The 16,990-nt window shown below is 37.7% G+C and carries 15 protein-coding genes; 6 read left to right on the top strand and 9 right to left on the bottom strand.

Annotated elements, in window-relative coordinates; translation table 11 throughout:
- Positions 1 to 38: 38 nt before the first annotated feature.
- Entirely contained in the window at positions 39 to 713 is a 675-nt protein-coding gene (gene mnmC2 / locus ACYT6F_RS15525) for a tRNA (5-methylaminomethyl-2-thiouridine)(34)-methyltransferase MnmC2 (RefSeq protein WP_472598536.1), read from the bottom strand.
- Positions 714 to 797: 84 nt separating this feature from the next.
- Here mnmC2 and ACYT6F_RS15520 point away from each other — a divergent pair, with 84 nt between their 5' ends.
- The 6 genes from ACYT6F_RS15520 (at position 798) to ACYT6F_RS15495 (ending at position 8,230) form a co-directional block, all read left to right on the top strand.
- On the top strand, positions 798 to 1,868 hold the full coding sequence (locus tag ACYT6F_RS15520; RefSeq protein WP_472598535.1) for a branched-chain amino acid aminotransferase: 1,071 nt from the start codon (positions 798 to 800) through the stop codon (positions 1,866 to 1,868).
- 430 nt (positions 1,869 to 2,298) lie between these two features.
- Positions 2,299 to 2,808, top strand: a complete 510-nt coding sequence (locus tag ACYT6F_RS15515; protein WP_472598534.1) for an FKBP-type peptidyl-prolyl cis-trans isomerase — start codon at positions 2,299 to 2,301, stop codon at positions 2,806 to 2,808.
- A gap of 81 nt (positions 2,809 to 2,889) precedes the next feature.
- Positions 2,890 to 3,927 carry a peptidylprolyl isomerase gene (locus ACYT6F_RS15510; RefSeq protein ID WP_472598533.1) on the top strand — a complete coding sequence of 346 codons (1,038 nt, stop codon included), beginning with the start codon at positions 2,890 to 2,892 and terminating at the stop codon, positions 3,925 to 3,927.
- Between the two features lie 357 nt (positions 3,928 to 4,284).
- The gene (locus ACYT6F_RS15505; protein ID WP_472598532.1) at positions 4,285 to 4,860 is read left to right on the top strand and encodes a hypothetical protein; all 576 of its coding nucleotides are present in this window, start codon (positions 4,285 to 4,287) and stop codon (positions 4,858 to 4,860) included.
- 127 nt (positions 4,861 to 4,987) lie between these two features.
- Positions 4,988 to 6,994: an AAA family ATPase gene (locus ACYT6F_RS15500; RefSeq protein WP_472598531.1), complete on the top strand. Its 2,007-nt coding sequence runs from the start codon at positions 4,988 to 4,990 to the stop codon at positions 6,992 to 6,994.
- 72 nt (positions 6,995 to 7,066) lie between these two features.
- A complete protein-coding gene (locus ACYT6F_RS15495; RefSeq protein ID WP_472598530.1) occupies positions 7,067 to 8,230 on the top strand; it encodes an aspartyl protease family protein in 1,164 nt (387 codons plus the stop codon).
- Positions 8,231 to 9,065: 835 nt separating this feature from the next.
- On the opposite strand, the gene ACYT6F_RS15490 is transcribed toward ACYT6F_RS15495, so the two are convergent.
- From ACYT6F_RS15490 to ACYT6F_RS15455, 8 genes are all read right to left on the bottom strand, one after another.
- Entirely contained in the window at positions 9,066 to 9,320 is a 255-nt protein-coding gene (locus ACYT6F_RS15490) for a hypothetical protein (protein ID WP_472598529.1), read from the bottom strand.
- A 36-nt stretch (positions 9,321 to 9,356) separates the two neighbouring features.
- Positions 9,357 to 10,712 carry a M20/M25/M40 family metallo-hydrolase gene (locus tag ACYT6F_RS15485; RefSeq protein ID WP_472598528.1) on the bottom strand — a complete coding sequence of 452 codons (1,356 nt, stop codon included), beginning with the start codon at positions 10,710 to 10,712 and terminating at the stop codon, positions 9,357 to 9,359.
- Positions 10,713 to 11,048: 336 nt separating this feature from the next.
- Positions 11,049 to 11,513, bottom strand: a complete 465-nt coding sequence (locus ACYT6F_RS15480) for a hypothetical protein (protein WP_472598527.1) — start codon at positions 11,511 to 11,513, stop codon at positions 11,049 to 11,051.
- A gap of 130 nt (positions 11,514 to 11,643) precedes the next feature.
- Positions 11,644 to 13,050, bottom strand: a complete 1,407-nt coding sequence (locus ACYT6F_RS15475; protein ID WP_472598526.1) for a M28 family peptidase — start codon at positions 13,048 to 13,050, stop codon at positions 11,644 to 11,646.
- A 53-nt stretch (positions 13,051 to 13,103) separates the two neighbouring features.
- Entirely contained in the window at positions 13,104 to 14,348 is a 1,245-nt protein-coding gene (locus ACYT6F_RS15470; protein ID WP_169230409.1) for a DUF1015 domain-containing protein, read from the bottom strand.
- Between the two features lie 3 nt (positions 14,349 to 14,351).
- On the bottom strand, positions 14,352 to 15,314 hold the full coding sequence (locus ACYT6F_RS15465) for a D-2-hydroxyacid dehydrogenase (RefSeq protein WP_472598525.1): 963 nt from the start codon (positions 15,312 to 15,314) through the stop codon (positions 14,352 to 14,354).
- 122 nt (positions 15,315 to 15,436) lie between these two features.
- Complete coding sequence (gene serC / locus ACYT6F_RS15460; RefSeq protein WP_472598524.1) at positions 15,437 to 16,501, bottom strand: 3-phosphoserine/phosphohydroxythreonine transaminase; 1,065 nt, start codon at positions 16,499 to 16,501, stop codon at positions 15,437 to 15,439.
- Positions 16,502 to 16,613: 112 nt separating this feature from the next.
- Complete coding sequence (locus ACYT6F_RS15455) at positions 16,614 to 16,964, bottom strand: 4Fe-4S binding protein (protein ID WP_169230412.1); 351 nt, start codon at positions 16,962 to 16,964, stop codon at positions 16,614 to 16,616.
- Positions 16,965 to 16,990: the final 26 nt, after the last annotated feature.

Raw genomic sequence — 16,990 nt, 5'->3', positions numbered from 1 at the left:
ATTTATACATTGGTCAATTGCTACACTGTTACATTATTTTATTTTTTAACCGCATTGATCATTTCCCTTTTTCCCGGAGGACCCTGTTTTTTTTCCACGTCAAAATCCAGTTCCTGAAGAATTCTTCTTACACTTCCTTTGGATGAATAGGTTGTTAATAAACCGTTAACCGCCATTTTGTCAGAAACCATTTCAAACAGGGGTTTTTCCCAGAGATCAGGCTGTACTCTTGCCCCGAAGCAATCGAAATATACAAGGTTGATTTTCGGTAAGTCTGTGTTTTTCAGGTCGAAAAAATCACATTCTATTTTTTTTAGCGTAAAACCTTTAATAATTTCAGTCTGTTTTTCCCACTCGGCCTCATGAATTTTATGATAAATATTTTTGAATTCCGGGTTATCAAAAAGCTCAAAATAGGCCAAATCGTTAATTTCAGATTCATTTATGGGATATTTTTCGAGCGTAAAATAATTGATGATATGATTTTTGTCAGTTTTTAAATATTCATTAATTGTTACCAAAACATTCAAACCTGTTCCAAAACCGAGTTCTAAAATATTAATTTCATAATCATTTACCAGATTTAATCCGTTTTTGATAAACACATGTTCTGCTTCCTGAAGCGCACCGTGGTGTGAATGGTAGTTTTCATTTAAATCATTGATAAATAATGTTTTACTACCGTCGTTTGTGGTCTTAATTTCTCTTTTCAAACTATTTTTTTACAAAATTACTCTAAAATTTTTATATTTAGAAAATTATGTTAAATTTGTAGAACATCATAAAAAATTTTAGAAATGATAATTCAAAAAACTGAAAACTCCCGGATTTCTACATTCGACCCAAACAATTTTTCTTTCGGTAATACTTTTATTGATCATATGATCATCTGTGAGTATGAAGATGGGAAGTGGGGTGATGTAAAATTGGTTCCTTATGGTCCTTTGATGTTTACTCCTGCTATGATGGGTGTAAACTACGGACAAGCTTGTTTTGAAGGCATGAAAGCCTATAAAGACAAAGACGGACAGGTTTTCCTTTTCAGGCCTGAAAAGAATTTTGAACGTATCAATAAGTCGGCAAAACGTCTTGCCATGCCGGAAGTTACGGAAGAAATGTTTCTTGACGGACTGAAAGCGTTGGTTGATATTGACAGAGACTGGATTCCTTCAGGAGAAGGAATGTCCTTATACATCAGACCTTTGATCTTCGCTACTGAAGAAGCATTAAAAGCAAGAGTAGCCAATAAGTATATGTTTGCTATCGTAGCGACACCGGCAAAAAGCTACTATACAGCACCGGTTTCCGTGAAAATTTCAGACCATTATTCAAGAGCGGCAAGCGGCGGGGTAGGTTCTGCAAAAGCAGCTGGAAACTATGCAGCTTCTTTTTATCCTACACAGCTTGCGATTGAAGAAGGATATGAGCAGATCATCTGGACAGATGACGCTACTCACGAATATTTCGAGGAAAGCGGAACGATGAATGTTTTCGTAAGAATCAACGATACCATCTACACGCCGCCGACTTCAGAAAAAATCCTGGACGGAGTTACCAGAGACAGTTTTATTCAGCTGGCCAGAAAGAAGGGAATTAAGGTGAAAATAGAGCCTATTAAAGTAACAGATGTTATTGAAGCTCAGAAGAACGGAACCCTGAAAGAAGTTTGGGGCGTAGGAACAGCAGTGGTAACAACGGTTTTCGAAGCGTTAGGATACAACGGTGAAAAGCTTGAATTACCGAGACTTTCTGATGAAGAAAGCTATGCTGTGGCTCTTAAAAAAGATCTTGTTGATATTCAGAGCAACCTTGCAGAAGATCCTTTCGGATGGAGAGTGCAGGTAGACCATGTTTTGGAAACTGTTTAATTTTTAAACTGAACATAAATAAAGCCGGGATTTCCCGGCTTTTTTGCTTTTATATGCTTTAATATTTCCACAATTTTTCCACCAAGTTTGTCATGCTGTAAGCATCTCAACGTGGTTTATAAATGCCTTTACTTTAGATCCTTTCAGGACGACAGGCAAAGTGTATGAACGATTGACCACTCACCTTTTCTAGCCACGATTGCAGCAATTGTCTGAGCTCATTTTTGAGGGTTTCGGCGCGGCGAAGCCGCCGCGCCGAAACCCTCAAAAATAGCGAGTGCGGAAAGCGTGAAAAAGCTCCTGATAAAAATCCAACAGCAATTCATCAATTAAAACTTCAGGAATTCTTAGTCAGTATTTGTGAAATCTTCAAACTTTACTTTACAAGTTTTGTTAATCATTTCCGAAATGTGTATTTTCGCAAAAGTTTATGAAAAAAATACTCTTCATATCGGTTCTCGGTTTATTCAGCTGCAGTAAGAATACGCAGACCCATCCACCCGTTGGCGGCGTGCTCAGCAAGAATGATCTTGACGTGTCCAAGCAAAGGATGAAAAACCTTAACAGCCAGGAAAGATACCACATCCAGGAATGGATCAACGGACAGCCTGTAAAATATTATCCTACCCAGCTGAATTACTGGGTAAATGTTCAGGGATTCGATCAGAGACAGAGAAGACAGGATGATTCCTTTATTTCCTATTCGTACGATCTTTATGATTTTGATCAGACTAAAATCTACGACCAGCCGGTACAGAGAAGAGATGCCAGATTCGGACACTTTGATGAGCTGAAAGCAGTGGAAGATGCGCTGCGTTTTATCCATGATGGGGAAGAAGTTACGCTTTTGGTTCCTTCCGCTCTTGCCTACGGTACGTATGGTGATGAGAAGAAAATCGATAATGATATCCCGTTAATCATCAAATTAAAAGCATTATAATCAATGAAATTGTTTAACAAGAATATAATTCTGGCAGCGGCAAGCATTTCGCTCATGAGTTGTACACCAATTTATAAAAAAATGAACGTAGACAAAGAAACTTACGAAGGTCTTAATGACGGACTTTATGCAAATCTTCAGACGACGAAAGGAAATATGATCGTGAAACTTGAAGATAAGAAAGCACCTGTAACTGTAGCTAATTTTATTGGTCTTGCAGAAGGGAAAATCGACAACAAGGCAAAAGCTAAAGGAGTTCCTTACTATGACGGAACGATTTTCCACAGAGTGATCAAAGATTTTATGATCCAGGGAGGAGATCCTCAGGGAACAGGAATGGGAGATCCCGGATATAAATTTGAAGACGAAAGAAACGATCTTAAACATACCGGAAAAGGAATCCTTTCTATGGCCAATTCAGGACCGAATACCAACGGTTCACAGTTCTTCATCACTGAAGTGGCTACACCATGGTTAGACGGAAGACACACCATCTTTGGAAAAGTGGTAAAAGGAGAAGATGTAATCGACGCGATTGTCAATGTAGAAAAAGGACCTCAGGATAAACCGAAAACGGACATCGTATTAGAGAAAGTTTCTGTTTTCAGCAAAGGAGACGAGTATAAGAACTACGATGCTGCAAAAACTTTCACGGAAGGGAAAGCAAAAATCGCTGAAAACAACAAAGCATTTTTAGCGAAGGAAGAAGCTGATAAGAAGAAGAAAGAAGAAGAATTCAAAGCTAACCAGGAGAAAATGGTGGAAGATATGAAAGCCGGAATGCAGAAAACCGAATCCGGGCTGTATTATAAAATCACCAAAACTACCGATGGGAAAGCTCCGAAAGCCGGTGATAATGTTTCCGTACACTATGCCGGAAAATTGGTTGACGGTTCCGAATTCGATTCTTCATTCAAAAGAAATGAACCGATTGAAATTCCGATCGGGATGGGAAGAGTAATCAAAGGATGGGATGAGGGAATTCTTTTGTTAAAAGAAGGCGAAACCGCTACGTTATTGATTCCGCCGGCAATGGGCTACGGAGAAAGAGGTGCAGGAGGGGTAATCCCGCCAAATGCATGGCTGATCTTCGATGTTGAGCTGGTAAAAGTAAAATAATCAGATCTGATAATATAATGTAAAGCCGTCCGAAAGGATGGCTTTTCTGTTTCGCTTCATGTAAATACACCCTCACTTGGAGTAGATTTTGAAAAAATCGTATCGAGAAGCATAGTCATATAAAAAGTTCTCAATGCATTTTTTCCATTGCATCACGAAATATTCTTAGGTAAGAAGTATAATCAATTCTTTTGTAACGATCTCCCAGAATCCCGCGACAGATTAAGCAAAATATTCCGTCACTTTGAGTAGATTTTGAAAAATCGTATCGAGAAGTTTATTAATATAAAGTTCCTGATCATTTTCTTCATTCAATAGAAAAACACCCGAACTGACGTACAAAAGCAATAATACATTATGAAAACCAGATCACTTCTTTTCCTGTTCGTCCTGTTGTCATTTCTTTCATTTGATAAGACAAAAACCAATCCCGACGATGCAGCCATCAAAAAATCACTGACGTATTTTGTCAATACCATTAAAGCAAAACAGATCGATAAGTCTGTGAACTGCATTTATCCCAAATTTTTTACCGTAGTCCCGAAAGATCAGATGACCCAGATCCTGAACATGACGTACAACAATCCCTTCATGAAGATTGAAGTCAGCAACCTGAAATTCGGGAATATTGAAAAACCGGAACTCATCAACGGCGAATACTTCTCCATTGCCCACTATTATTTTACCATGAAATGTAATATGTCTTCTATGAATGACGACATGAAAAAGCAGCTCAATACCATGCTGGAAAAAAGGTACGGCAAAAACAATGTACAATACCTGTCGAAGGAAGGAACGTATACCATCAATGCAGCGATGAGAGCCTGCGCCGTTTCCAAAGACCGGAAATCCTGGAAGTTTGTGATTGTTGAAAAGGAATACAAGCCGCAATTGGTAAAAGTGCTTCCGAAAAAGGTGCTGGATAAAATATAGAAATTTTTAAATATTATATAAAGCTGTCCGTTGGGATGGCTTTTTTTGTTGAAAAAATTCAGGGAAAATACGGAAAGCCGTAATGAATATTAATATTATTTTTAATAGATTACTATTTTAAAATTATATGAAAATAAATTTAAATAAAACTTATAAATCTTTACAGCCTTTTGAAAGTGAAGAGCTAAATAAGTTCACTGTTATTGTTGGAAAAAATGGCAGTGGAAAGTCACAATTATTAGATCTTATAGATAGTAAATTTCAAGAACCGTATAAATTTGGCAGTTTCATAAATGTTTCACCTCCTATGGGTAAAGTCGTTTATGAAAAAATTGTCAAAGGTAATTTGAATAGTTTCTCTCATGAAAATTGGCAAAATATTGTACGTATGAGGTTTAACTATTATGAATTCTCCAAAAATTTTCCTTATAAATTTAAATTAAAGAAATTTATATTCGATAATAATTTACAAAATCAAGTAAACGTTCTGTTAAAAAATTCGTTAGATATAAAACAAGATACAGAACTATTGTCTAATTCTAATGAATATTTACAATTATTGAAAGAAAATTATACAATCAATCGATTTGGTAATATTGATAAAAATTTTAAGATTACTAAACAAGATGAAGTAAATACTCTTAAAAATATAGAATTCAATATAAAAGAGCAAGCACTATTTGGTTTTATAAAAAATCTATCATCAAATTTAAATAAGGATATTACTAATTTGACAGAAAAAGATTTTTTCAATGCTTCATTAGACGATATACTTATCGATGATAATGACTTGTTTAATTCGAATATTGAGAATATTTTTTATAATTATGCAAAAAGGAGAGATATTAATAGAAAGAATTGGTTTTATAAAAATGAAGACGGTGTTGAAAATAATTCAATTTCCGACACAGAATTTACTAAAACTTTTACACCTCCTTGGTATGTTATAAATAAAATTTTTGCTGAAAACGGTATAGACTTTTATTTCAAAGAAATCAATAAAGAAGAATTTAGGAATGATCAAGATTTAAATTTTAGTTTCTTAAAACGATCAAATGATGAAGAAATTCCATTTATGGACTTATCCTCGGGTGAAAAAATTATTATAGCCTTAATTCTAAAACTTTTTAGTATAAGTTACCATGGAGATAACTTAATATTTCCAGATTTAGTTCTTTTAGATGAACCTGATGCACATCTTCATCCTGAAATGTCATATTTGCTAATTAATATATTAAAAAATGTTTTTGTTAATAAATTTGGAATAAATGTCATCGTAACAACTCATAGTCCTTCAACTATTGCCCTTGTAGATGAAGATAATATTTTTCAAATATCAAATTTTAATGATACTTTCTTGAAAAAGATTAGCAAAGATGAAGCGTTGAAAATGTTAACAAGTTTTATTCCCACATTAAGCATAGATTACAAAAATCATAAACAAGTATTTGTAGAAAGTCCGACAGATCAGTATTATTATCATAGTATTTTTGACGTATTATCTCAAAATAAGCCATATCCTTTTAAATTATATTTTGTCTCTAATGATTACGGAAAAGGAAATAGTGTTCAAGTGATCAGAACCGTTAATGCAATAAGAAACTCAGAGAACAACTCTTTTTATGGGATAATAGATTGGGATAAGGAAAATAACGATTTTGATTTTATTAAAGTTCATGGTGAAGGTCATCGGTATAGTTTAGAAAATTATGTTTATGATCCTATATATATAGTTATGCTTTTAATGACAATCGAAGCACAAAACATACATAATGAATTAGAGATTGTAAATACATATAATCAGTATAATCTAGGATTTAATCAAAAATTATGTTATAAGGCAATTGAATGGTTTTTTAATAAGTTTTATGAAAGATTTCCAATGTCAGATAGTACAAAACATGAACTAAGAAAAGTAAAATATTATAATGGTACTGAGTTAGAGCTTCCAGTTTGGTATTTAGAATTTCAGGGACATGATCTTGAAAAAAGATTAAAATTAGTTTTTACTGCTCTAAATAAATACAAAAAGGAAGGAGCTTTGCAAGAAGAACTTACAAAAATTATTGCAAAATGTTTTCCTTTTGTTCACATGGATACTGTTGAAGTTTTCGACAAGATAGTAAGTTTTTAAAATTTATATTTATTGTTTCGTGATTGACCACCATCCCCACAAAAAACCTTATTTTAGCCATAAAATAAGCCAATGACAAAAATCCTTTACACTTTTTTTCTATTCTCAGCGGTTACGGTTTTCGGGCAGGGGAAAAACTTTTTTGAAAAAGGGGAGGTGCAGCTGCAGCAGGCTGTTGAAAAAGTCAGCCTGAGATATGAAAACAACCTGCCGTTTGTAAAGGTGAACATCAGCGGGAAAACTTACAACTTCATTTTCGATTCCGGGGCGCCGACGGTTATTTCCCAGGCGATTTACAAAGAGCTTAATCTACGCAGGAAATACAAAAGATCCATTAAAGATTCGGATGAAAAGGTGCAGCAGCAGATCTTTACCGAACTTCCGGAAATGAAAGTGGACAACCTTGTTTTCAAAAACGTAGGCGCTATTGTTCTTGATCTTAACTCGGCGGAGCTGGGCTGCCTGAAAGTGGATGGCATTATCGGCGCCAATCAGATGGCTAAACTCTTCTGGAAAGTCAACTATTCCCAAAATATATTAGAAGCTTCCGAAGACCTTTCAAATTTTGACATAAAAAATTTCGATGTTGTGATTCCTTTTGAAAGTCAGCCGCAAAAAACACCTGTTGTCACGGCATCACTTTTTAACAAAGACATAAAAATAACTTTCGACACCGGGTTTTCCGGCAGATTGGAGGTCTCTGATGATACCATTGATCCAAAAACGGTTCAGCATATCATAAAAACTTTCGGAACGCGTACGACGGGTGCTTTCGGGACCGCTACTCCGGCAGCGGGATATATTTTCCGTGCCAATTCCCTGAAGATGGGAAATACCCTGTTTCAGGATCAAAAGATCGGTACAGGAAAAACCGATCTCATCGGCAATGAATTTTTCAACGACTTTACCTTCGTCCTCGACTGGAAAAACAGTAAAGTTTACATGAAAAGAATCGCCAAAAGTCCCTCTATTCTCGAATCATTCGGTTTCAGTTATCGGTTTGTCAACGGCAGTGCCATGGTTACTTTCATTTTCGAAGAAGAAAATTTTCCGTTGAAAATAGGGGATGCGATCATCAGTATGAACGGGATATCTTTTCAGAATCTTGACAAAGATACTACCTGTCATTACTTTGTCAACCGTGTGGAGAAAGATCTTACTAGTCTCAAGTTAAAGATTAAGCGAGGTGGGGAAACAATTGATGTACAGCTGAATAAGAAGGTATATCTGAAGTAATTGTGTTGTTGTATTTCTAACCATGCTTACAATAATCGGAACAGTTTTATCCTACCATAAATCTGCTTAATCAGCGGGAGAAACAAATTGATTTTTTTAATTTTTAGCGCAAAGAACGCTTGGCTATTTAATTAAATATTTCGATTATTCCGTTCGCAAAGACGTTCCATTCAGTAAATGATAAATGTGCTTTAAGAAAATTATAAATTGAAATTAGACGTTGCTGTCACTTGCTGAACAGAGTGCCCTTGCGCTCGATAATACACAAACAATAAAACATTTCCTTGCGTACGTAGCGTTAAAAATTAAAAAAGCTTTTATTTTTAACGCAAAGAACGCTTGGTTATTTAATAAAATATTACGCATATCTCCGCTCGCAAAGGCGTTTCACTCAGCAAATGATAGATGTGTTCCAAGATATTTACAATTAAATTAGACGTTGTTATATTTGCTGAACAGAGTGCCCTTGCGAACGTAGCGTTAAAAATTAAAAAAGCTTTTATTTTTAGCGCAAAGAACGCTTGGCTATTTAATAAAATATTGCGCATATTTCCGCTCGCAAAGGCGTTTCACTCAGCAAATGATAAATGTGCTTTAAGAAAATTATAAATTTAAATTAGACGTTGCTATCACTTGCTGAACGGAGTGCCCTTGCGAACGTAAATTAACAAACAATAAACATTGCCTTGCGAACGTAGCGTTAATGTAAATAATAGTAATCAGCTTTTTTAATTCTCCCGCAGATTACACAGATTACACAGATAGATCGTGCGCTTCATCAAATCAACACAAAAACATTAATACAATATTTCATTGTTTAACAATATATTGTTGTTTATAGGGAGTAAAAAGCAAGTTGTGCCGGAAAGTTTGTTGCAGGGGTGCGACAGCCTTTCCCGGCTCCCGGAAAAGTCTTTGCAGGGGTGCGTGGAACTTTCCCGGTTACCGGAAAGCTTCCTGCAGGGGTGCGACAACCTTTCGGGTGTTCCCGAAAGCTTCCTGCAGGGTGCAGCAGCCTTTCGGGAACACCCGAAAGTTCATTACTAGGGTGCGACGGGTTTTCGGGAAAGTATGGTAAGAAATCACTCATAAAAAAACCGCTCTTAAAAAGAACGGCTAGTTATATCTACCAGTTTTTATCGATCATATAAATAAGCTGGGTCATGGCCATGGCTCCCAGCAGGAGCTCTCTTCGGTTCACTTTTTCAAAAGTATCCTCTTCGGTGTGATGGATATCAAAATACCGCTGCGAATCCGGAACCAGCTCTGCGGCAGGAATGCCCATATCGTGAAGCGGATACAAATCCGTCCCGGAATAGGTGTTTTTAAAGTCATAAATTCCGTAGGGTAAAAAGAGATCCGACCAGCTTTGGATCTGCTTTCTTTTTTCCTGGTCCATATCCAGGGAAATCCCTCTTGGCGTAAATCCGCCCGCATCAGATTCTATGGCAAAAAGATGCTTCTCATTGTTTTCTTTGGCTGTTTTTCCGTATTGAACACCTCCTTTTACGCCGTTTTCTTCGTTGGCAAAACATACAACCCTGATGGTATGATTATTTTTAATCCCTAAGTTTTTAAAAGTTCTCAGCACCTCAATGCTCTGAACGATTCCGGCGCCGTCGTCATGTGCGCCTTCACCTACATCCCAGGAATCAAGGTGTCCGCCTACGACGATGACGCTTTTATCTTTCTTGCCTGTAATTTCCCCGATCACGGAGTGGGAAAGCTTTTCGCCTTTCATCCCGCAGTTGGAATTAAGCTTTGCCACAACTTTTTGGGATTGCAGCAGTTCGGAAAGTTCATCTGCAGTGGTGCTTCCGATAGCAACGGCAGGAATCTTTTTGTCATCTGCATAACGCATCGCCCCTGTATGCGGAACATCGTCAAATGCGGATGAAAGCGAACGGATAATGGCAAACTTTCCGCCTTTTTTTGCAGTTAGCGAAGCTGCCGTCGTTCTGTATTTTGCAGCGTCACTGTATCCTCTGAATGTTTCAATATACGACTGGCTGAAGGGATAGTTGAAGAAAACGATCTTATTCTTCACCTGGTCCGGAGAAAGCTTGTCATATTCTTCCATGGAACGTACCATGATAATCTCGCCGCTGACATCTTTTCCGCCGGTTCCTTCAGAATTCCCCAGGGAAAGCATTTTTAAGCTTTTCCAGTTTCCTTTTGCTGTTTTGATTTGTAAAGATTCCTTACCTCTCACCCAGACCGGGATCGTCACCTCCTGCAGCCAGACTTTATCGGCTCCCGCTTCCCGAAGTTTCTGTGCAGACCATTGTACTGCCTTTTCGTAGGATTCTGAACCGCTTAAACGGTGACCGATATTTTTCGTAAGCTCACGGAGGTCGTTGTATGCTTTTCCTTTATTTAAAATTTCTTTGGAAATTTTTGCAAACTGTATGGAGTCTTCTTTTGCCTGTGCAGAAACAGCGATGCTTCCCGCTAAAAGCAGGGTGCTTAAAATATTTTTCATGTATTTTCAATACTAATTATAACTGGTTTGATGGGTAACTTCTCAGTGAAAGAAGGATATAATAATTAAAATTAATTTATTAAACTCATTAATTGCTTTAGCATGCTTACATTATAATTTATATTTAACATTAAGAAAGTTAAGTGGGTTGTCTTAAAAAACTTAATAGAAAAAGAATTAATTGGTTCTTAATTCATTTCAACTTAATGACTGAATTCTTAATGTTAAATTGAAGAATAAACAAAGTTTATTTAATTGAGAAATTTAAAGAATAAAACTAAAAATTACGTAGTAAAATTTGATGCTTCTTAATGTTAATTGATGCTGCCTTTCATGTTAAGCTTTAATTTCAACATCCAGCTTTCTTCCTTCCGCTTCCGCTTTTTTATCCAGAGAACTACCAACCAAAACACCAACGCCCAACCCGATAGGTAATCCGATGCTTAACAATGCGATATTATGCATAAGCAGCCCGAATGCAACACCAATCGGCAGTCCGAATGCGCCCATTCCAACAGCCATCCACAAATTGCGGTAATAGTTTTTAGGGACGATCTTATGTTCTTTTTCAAGGAGTTTTATGAGGTCGTTTTGTTTTTGTTTCAGCATTTTGTATAAATCTTTGTCACGTAAAGTGGTAGAATTGATTAATGCCGTTTCACGGTTAATCTTCTCAATAGTTTGGGCTGAAATTTTCTTTTTGCCCAGCTCATTCACCAGCTGTTGAAGCTGATCATAGAGTGCTTTGGTTTTAGTATCGGTAAGAAGTTCGGGTTTCAAATCGGGTTTGATGATTTCCATATACTATTTTTATGGTGGTTATTTTTGTAAAACGCAAAGCTATACAATGTTTTTTTTAAATTAAAATGATATATTTCTTAAGGTAAACAAAGGCGTTAACTTAGCACTGAAATACAATTTTATTTCACTGTTACCAGTTGTTATCGATCATAAAGATCATTTGCGTCATGGCAACTGCGCCAAGAAGAAGTTCTCTTTTGTTGACTTTATCAAAAGTATCTTCCACGGAATGATGGTAATCAAAATATCTCTGCGTATCCACCACCAGCTCAGCCAGCGGAATATCAAGCTTTTTCAACGGAGAAATATCCTGGATGGCTTCCGTCTGGTCAAAATCATATACGCCGTAAGGAAGGAAATAGTTTTTCCACTCGAAGATCTGCCGCCTTCTCTGGGGTGCCATATCCAGGGAGAATCCTCTCGGGGAATAACCTCCTGCATCCGTTCCGAGAGCGAAAATATGTTTTTCGTCTTTCTTTTTCACATAGGCTGCATACATTTCCCGGCCCTGTCCGCCGTTTTCACTGTTGGCGTACAATACGACCCTGATGGTATGGTTATTTTCAATACCAAGAGCTTTAATGGTTCTCAGGACTTCTATACACTGTACAACGCCGGTTCCGTCATCGGTAGCGCCTTCGCCAAAATCCCAGGAGTCTAACTGGGCACCCAGAACGATTACCTTCGCATCTTTTTTTCCGGGAATTTCAGCGATGATATTGGGATTGGTAGTTTCACCTTTCGATTCTGCGGTCATATTGATCTTAGCGGTAACCTTCTGCTTTTTCAGCATTTTTTCAAGTTCATCTGCCGATCTTGCCCCGATGGTCATGGCCGGAATCTTTACCTTATCATCCGGTTCATAATAGATCATCTTGGCATGCGGTGTATCATCATTGGCCGTGGTTAATGATCGTATAATTAAAGCTTTTGCTCCTGTTTTGGCAATAACGGAAGGGGAGATGAGCTTAGACTTTGCGGTAATCAGATAAGAATCGCTGGTATTGATGATCTTCGGATCCATAGGAAGATTAACAAAAACAATTTTATCTTTCAGCTGGCCTACCGACATGGCATTAAGCTCGGAAGTACTGCCGATCAATACGATTTCACCGGTAAGATCTTTTCCGCCTGTGCCTTCCGAGTTTCCGAAGGACAGCATCCTGATGTTTTTCCATTCTCCGTTTCCGGCTTTTATCTGCAGGGATTCTCTTCCTCTTATCCATACCGGAGCTTTGGCTTCCTGTCTCCATATCATTTCCACACCTATTTCCTTCAGCTTTTTTTCTGCCCATTCCACAGCTTTCATATATCCGAGGGAAGCACTGAAACGAGGGCCAATTCCTTTGGTAAGTTCACCCAGATTGTTATACGCGGTTCCGTTCGTCATGATTTCATCGGAAATCTTTTTAAACTCATCATGATAGTTGAGCTTCTGGGTGACGGCGGTTTTCCGTGCCGGCTTTTTTACCGGCTTTTTCTGAGAAAATAAAAATCCACCCAAAAAGAGTGGAAGGATAATGAAGATTTTTTTCATTTATTTTTACCTTTCTTTTTCCATGCTAAAAGTAAGGAAAAATTAGTTACTATTTACTGTTTCATATCGTACATCAGAAGTGCCGTAACCAATTTAGGCTCAATGAATGTACATTTCGGAGGCATGCTCAGCTTCAGGTCCGAAATTTTAATCATGTCGTTAAAACTTACAGGATAAATCCCGAATCCGACCTGGCCGTCACCGCTGTCTATTTTTTCTTTAAGATGATTGATACCCTCGATATTGGAAGTTCCTTTGATGTAGTCTATTTTTTCAGAACTGTCCGGATCTTCTATTTTTAAAATATTCTTGAAAACATATTTATCCAGAAGATGATGGTCCAGATTGTCAAGCGACATTTCCTGGGAACGAAGATCGTGCTTTACGTGAAGCGAGTAGAATTTACCGTCCATGTACATCGAAATGTGAAACTTTTGCGAAGGGAAATAAGGGGCTTCTCCTTTTTCGTGGATGAGAAAATAGGTTTCCAGCTCTTTTAGGAATTCTTCGGTTGATAATCCGTTGAGATCCGTTAAGATCCTGTTATAGTCGTGAATTTTAATCGACTGGTTAGAGACGATAAAGCTGTATACAAAGTTGTAAAGTTCTGTTCCGTTATGTCTTTTGTTTTTGTCTTTCTGATGTTTGGCATTGAGTGCCGTAGAACCTATTCTGTGATGTCCGTCTGCAATGTAAAAAGCATCAATCTGATCAATCACCTCTTTAAACTGCTGCAATTTGAGACGGTTGTCGATTCTCCAGATTTTGTGCCTGATTCCTTTTGTATCAACATGATTAAAGATCGGAACGTTTTTTTCCTCATGATTCATGAGAAGTTCTATCTTGGAATTGGCAGGGTAGGTTAGTAAAACCGGTTCTGCCTGCAGATTTACTTTTTCAAGATAATGAGCAAGCTTTTCTTTTTTCTGCGGAATGGTACTTTCGTGCCTTTTGATTTTCCCGTTCCAGAAGTCTTCGATACTTGCAAGGCCTAAAAGTCCCCTGAAAACCTGTTTATTGGGATAGATCTGCTCATAAAGATAGTAGGCCGAGTTGTCCTGAACGAGTTTATTCTCATCCATCAGCTCTTCAAAAGTAGAACGGATTTTTCTTAAATTCCTATCAATATCTTTAGATTTGCTTACAACATAAGGTTTTATCATATTGATGTAAGTATCTTCAACTTGAGCTTTTTCCGCTATCTCTTCCTGGGTGAAGTTATCGAGAGGATGAGTAGGGAAAGTACTCTCATAGTCTTTATGAGGTCTTATTCCGCGAAATGGTTTAAAAACAGGCATATTTTATTGTATAGTTTCTTTTATCTTGATAATTTGTTCTGCAAGCTCTACCCCAATTTTTTCCTGGGCATCTACGGTGTTTCCGCCAACATGAGGCGAAAGCGACAGGGCAGGGTTCATCAGCAGAAGCACTTCCGGAGTGGGTTCTTTTTCAAAAACATCCAATGCCGCGCCGGCTACTTTACCCGATTCAATAAAATCGATCAGGGATACTTCATTGATGACACCGCCTCTTGCAGTGTTTACTATATAAACTCCGTCTTTCATTTTTTCAAACTGGGGCGTGTCTATGATATATTCATTGGTTTTCGGAGTATTGATGCTGATAAAGTCTGCTTCTTTAAGGAAAGCATCCATATCGTTGGTAGAAGTAATTTCAAAATTTAAAGTCTGACCGTCAAAAAATTCAAGCGTAAGAACTTTCGTTTTAGATTTTCTTGTGAGAACGACAACTTTCATTCCCAAAGAAATTCCCATTTTAACAACTTCCTGACCGATGCTTCCGAAGCCTATTACTCCTAATGTTTTTCCTGAAAGTTCATAAGCTTTGCTGAAGGATTTTTTCATCGCATTGAAGTGGGTTTCTCCTTCCAGGGGCATCAGCCTGTTGGATTCGTGAAGAAACCTTGCCAGCGAGAAAAAATGGGCAAACACCAGCTCTGCAACAGATTTTGATGAAGCAGTGGGTGTATTGATGACATGAATCCCTTTGTCGATGGCATATTCCACGTCGATATTATCCATCCCGATACCGCCGCGACCGATAATTTTAAGTCCAGGACAGGCGTCTATAAGATCCTGTCTTACTTTGGTTGCGCTTCTTACGAGCAGAACATCTACCTTGTTTTCGTTGATGAAATTGATGACATGATCCTGGGCAACCCTGTTGTCCAGAATTTCAATTCCCGCATCTTTCAATGCCTGTTCACCCGCTTTGGAAATACCGTCGTTAGCTAAAACTTTCATGATTTTTATTGATTTAAGATTTAAAAAATTAAAGTATTTAAAAATTCTAAATCGGCTCGCAAATTAAGAAAATTTAAAATAATGATACTCATCTTTTAATCTCTGAATTTTTACTCTGTCAGTTACCTGAACGATTTCATTACATCTATCAATACCTGAACGCTTTCTATAGGCAAAGCATTATAAAGGCTCGCTCTGTAACCTCCAAGGCTTCTGTGGCCGTTCAGTCCGCTGATTCCTGCAGCTTTCCATGCACTGTCGAATTCTTCTTTTTTGTTTTCATCAGTAATTCTGAAAGACACATTCATCAGGGAACGGTCTTCTTTTGCACAGAATGATTCAAACAACGGATTGTTGTCTATTTCATCGTATAATAGTTTGGCTTTTGCTTCGTTTCGTGATTCTGCTCCTGCAATTCCTCCGTTTTGTTCAAGATATTGTAATGTCAGTAAAGAAGCGTATACCGGGAAAACCGGTGGCGTATTGTACATTGATTCTTTTGCGATATGCTGGGAATAATCCAGAATTGAGAACATGTTTTCTCTTCCTGTTTTACCTAAAATTTCTTTTTTAATGACAACAAGTGTTACTCCTGCAGGTCCCATGTTTTTCTGCGCTCCGGCGTAGATTAGATCAAATTTTGAGAAATCCAACTGTCTTGAGAAAATATCTGAGCTCATGTCACAAACCATCAGTGTGTCTACTTCCGGGAAAGATTTCATCTGGGTTCCGTAGATGGTATTATTGGACGTGCAGTGGAAATAATCGTATTCCGATCCTACTTTATAGTCTTTCGGAATGAAGGAGTAGTTTTCTTCTTTTGAAGATCCTACTACGTCTACAGTTCCTACTTTTTTGGCTTCTTTAATGGCTCCCGCAGCCCAGGTTCCGGTATCAAGATAGGCTGCCTTTCCGCCCACTTTCATCAGGTTGTACGGAACCATAGCAAACTGAAGGCTTGCTCCGCCCCCTAAATACAATACTTCATAATCATCGCCAAGATTCATCAGTCTTTTTACGATGGCGCGGGCTTCATCCATTACCGCTACAAAATCTTTGCTTCTGTGGGATATTTCCAGAAGAGACAAACCGATTCCGTTAAAGTCTAGAATGGCCTGTGCAGATTTTTCGAAAACTTCCTGTGGTAGAATGCATGGTCCTGCGCTAAAGTTGTGTTTTTTGCTCATATTGTTTATTTTTTGGCTGCCGCAAAAGACTTTTCTTACGGCTTCATTTATAGTTTATTGATAGGGTTTATTTATATAAAAAACCGTCTCATGATGAATGAGACGGCAGTTTTTATTCTCCGTGTAAAAATGCTTTTTTGTTAAGCAGTTCTTCTTCAGACTCTACGTGATCTTCATCCGGAACACAGCAGTCTACCGGACATACGGCGGCGCACTGTGGCTCCTCGTGGAAGCCTTTGCACTCGGTACATTTGTCTGTTACAATGAAATATACATCGTCGCTTACCGGCTCCTGCGGTGCATCTGCATCTACCGTTAGGCCTGAGGTTAATGTTACAGTACCTTTCAGTTCGGTACCTTCTGAAGCTTTCCAATCTACTGCTCCTTCATAAATTGCATTATTTGGACATTCTGGTTCGCATGCCCCGCAATTAATGCATTCATCAGTTATTTTAATAGCCATCGCTAATTTTTTTTAAATTTGCACAA

The sequence above is a fragment of the Chryseobacterium sp. NG-CE01 genome (assembly GCF_055695505.1).
Note: the sequence above shows the minus strand (reverse complement) of the source record. Positions and strands in the feature narration are given on the sequence as shown.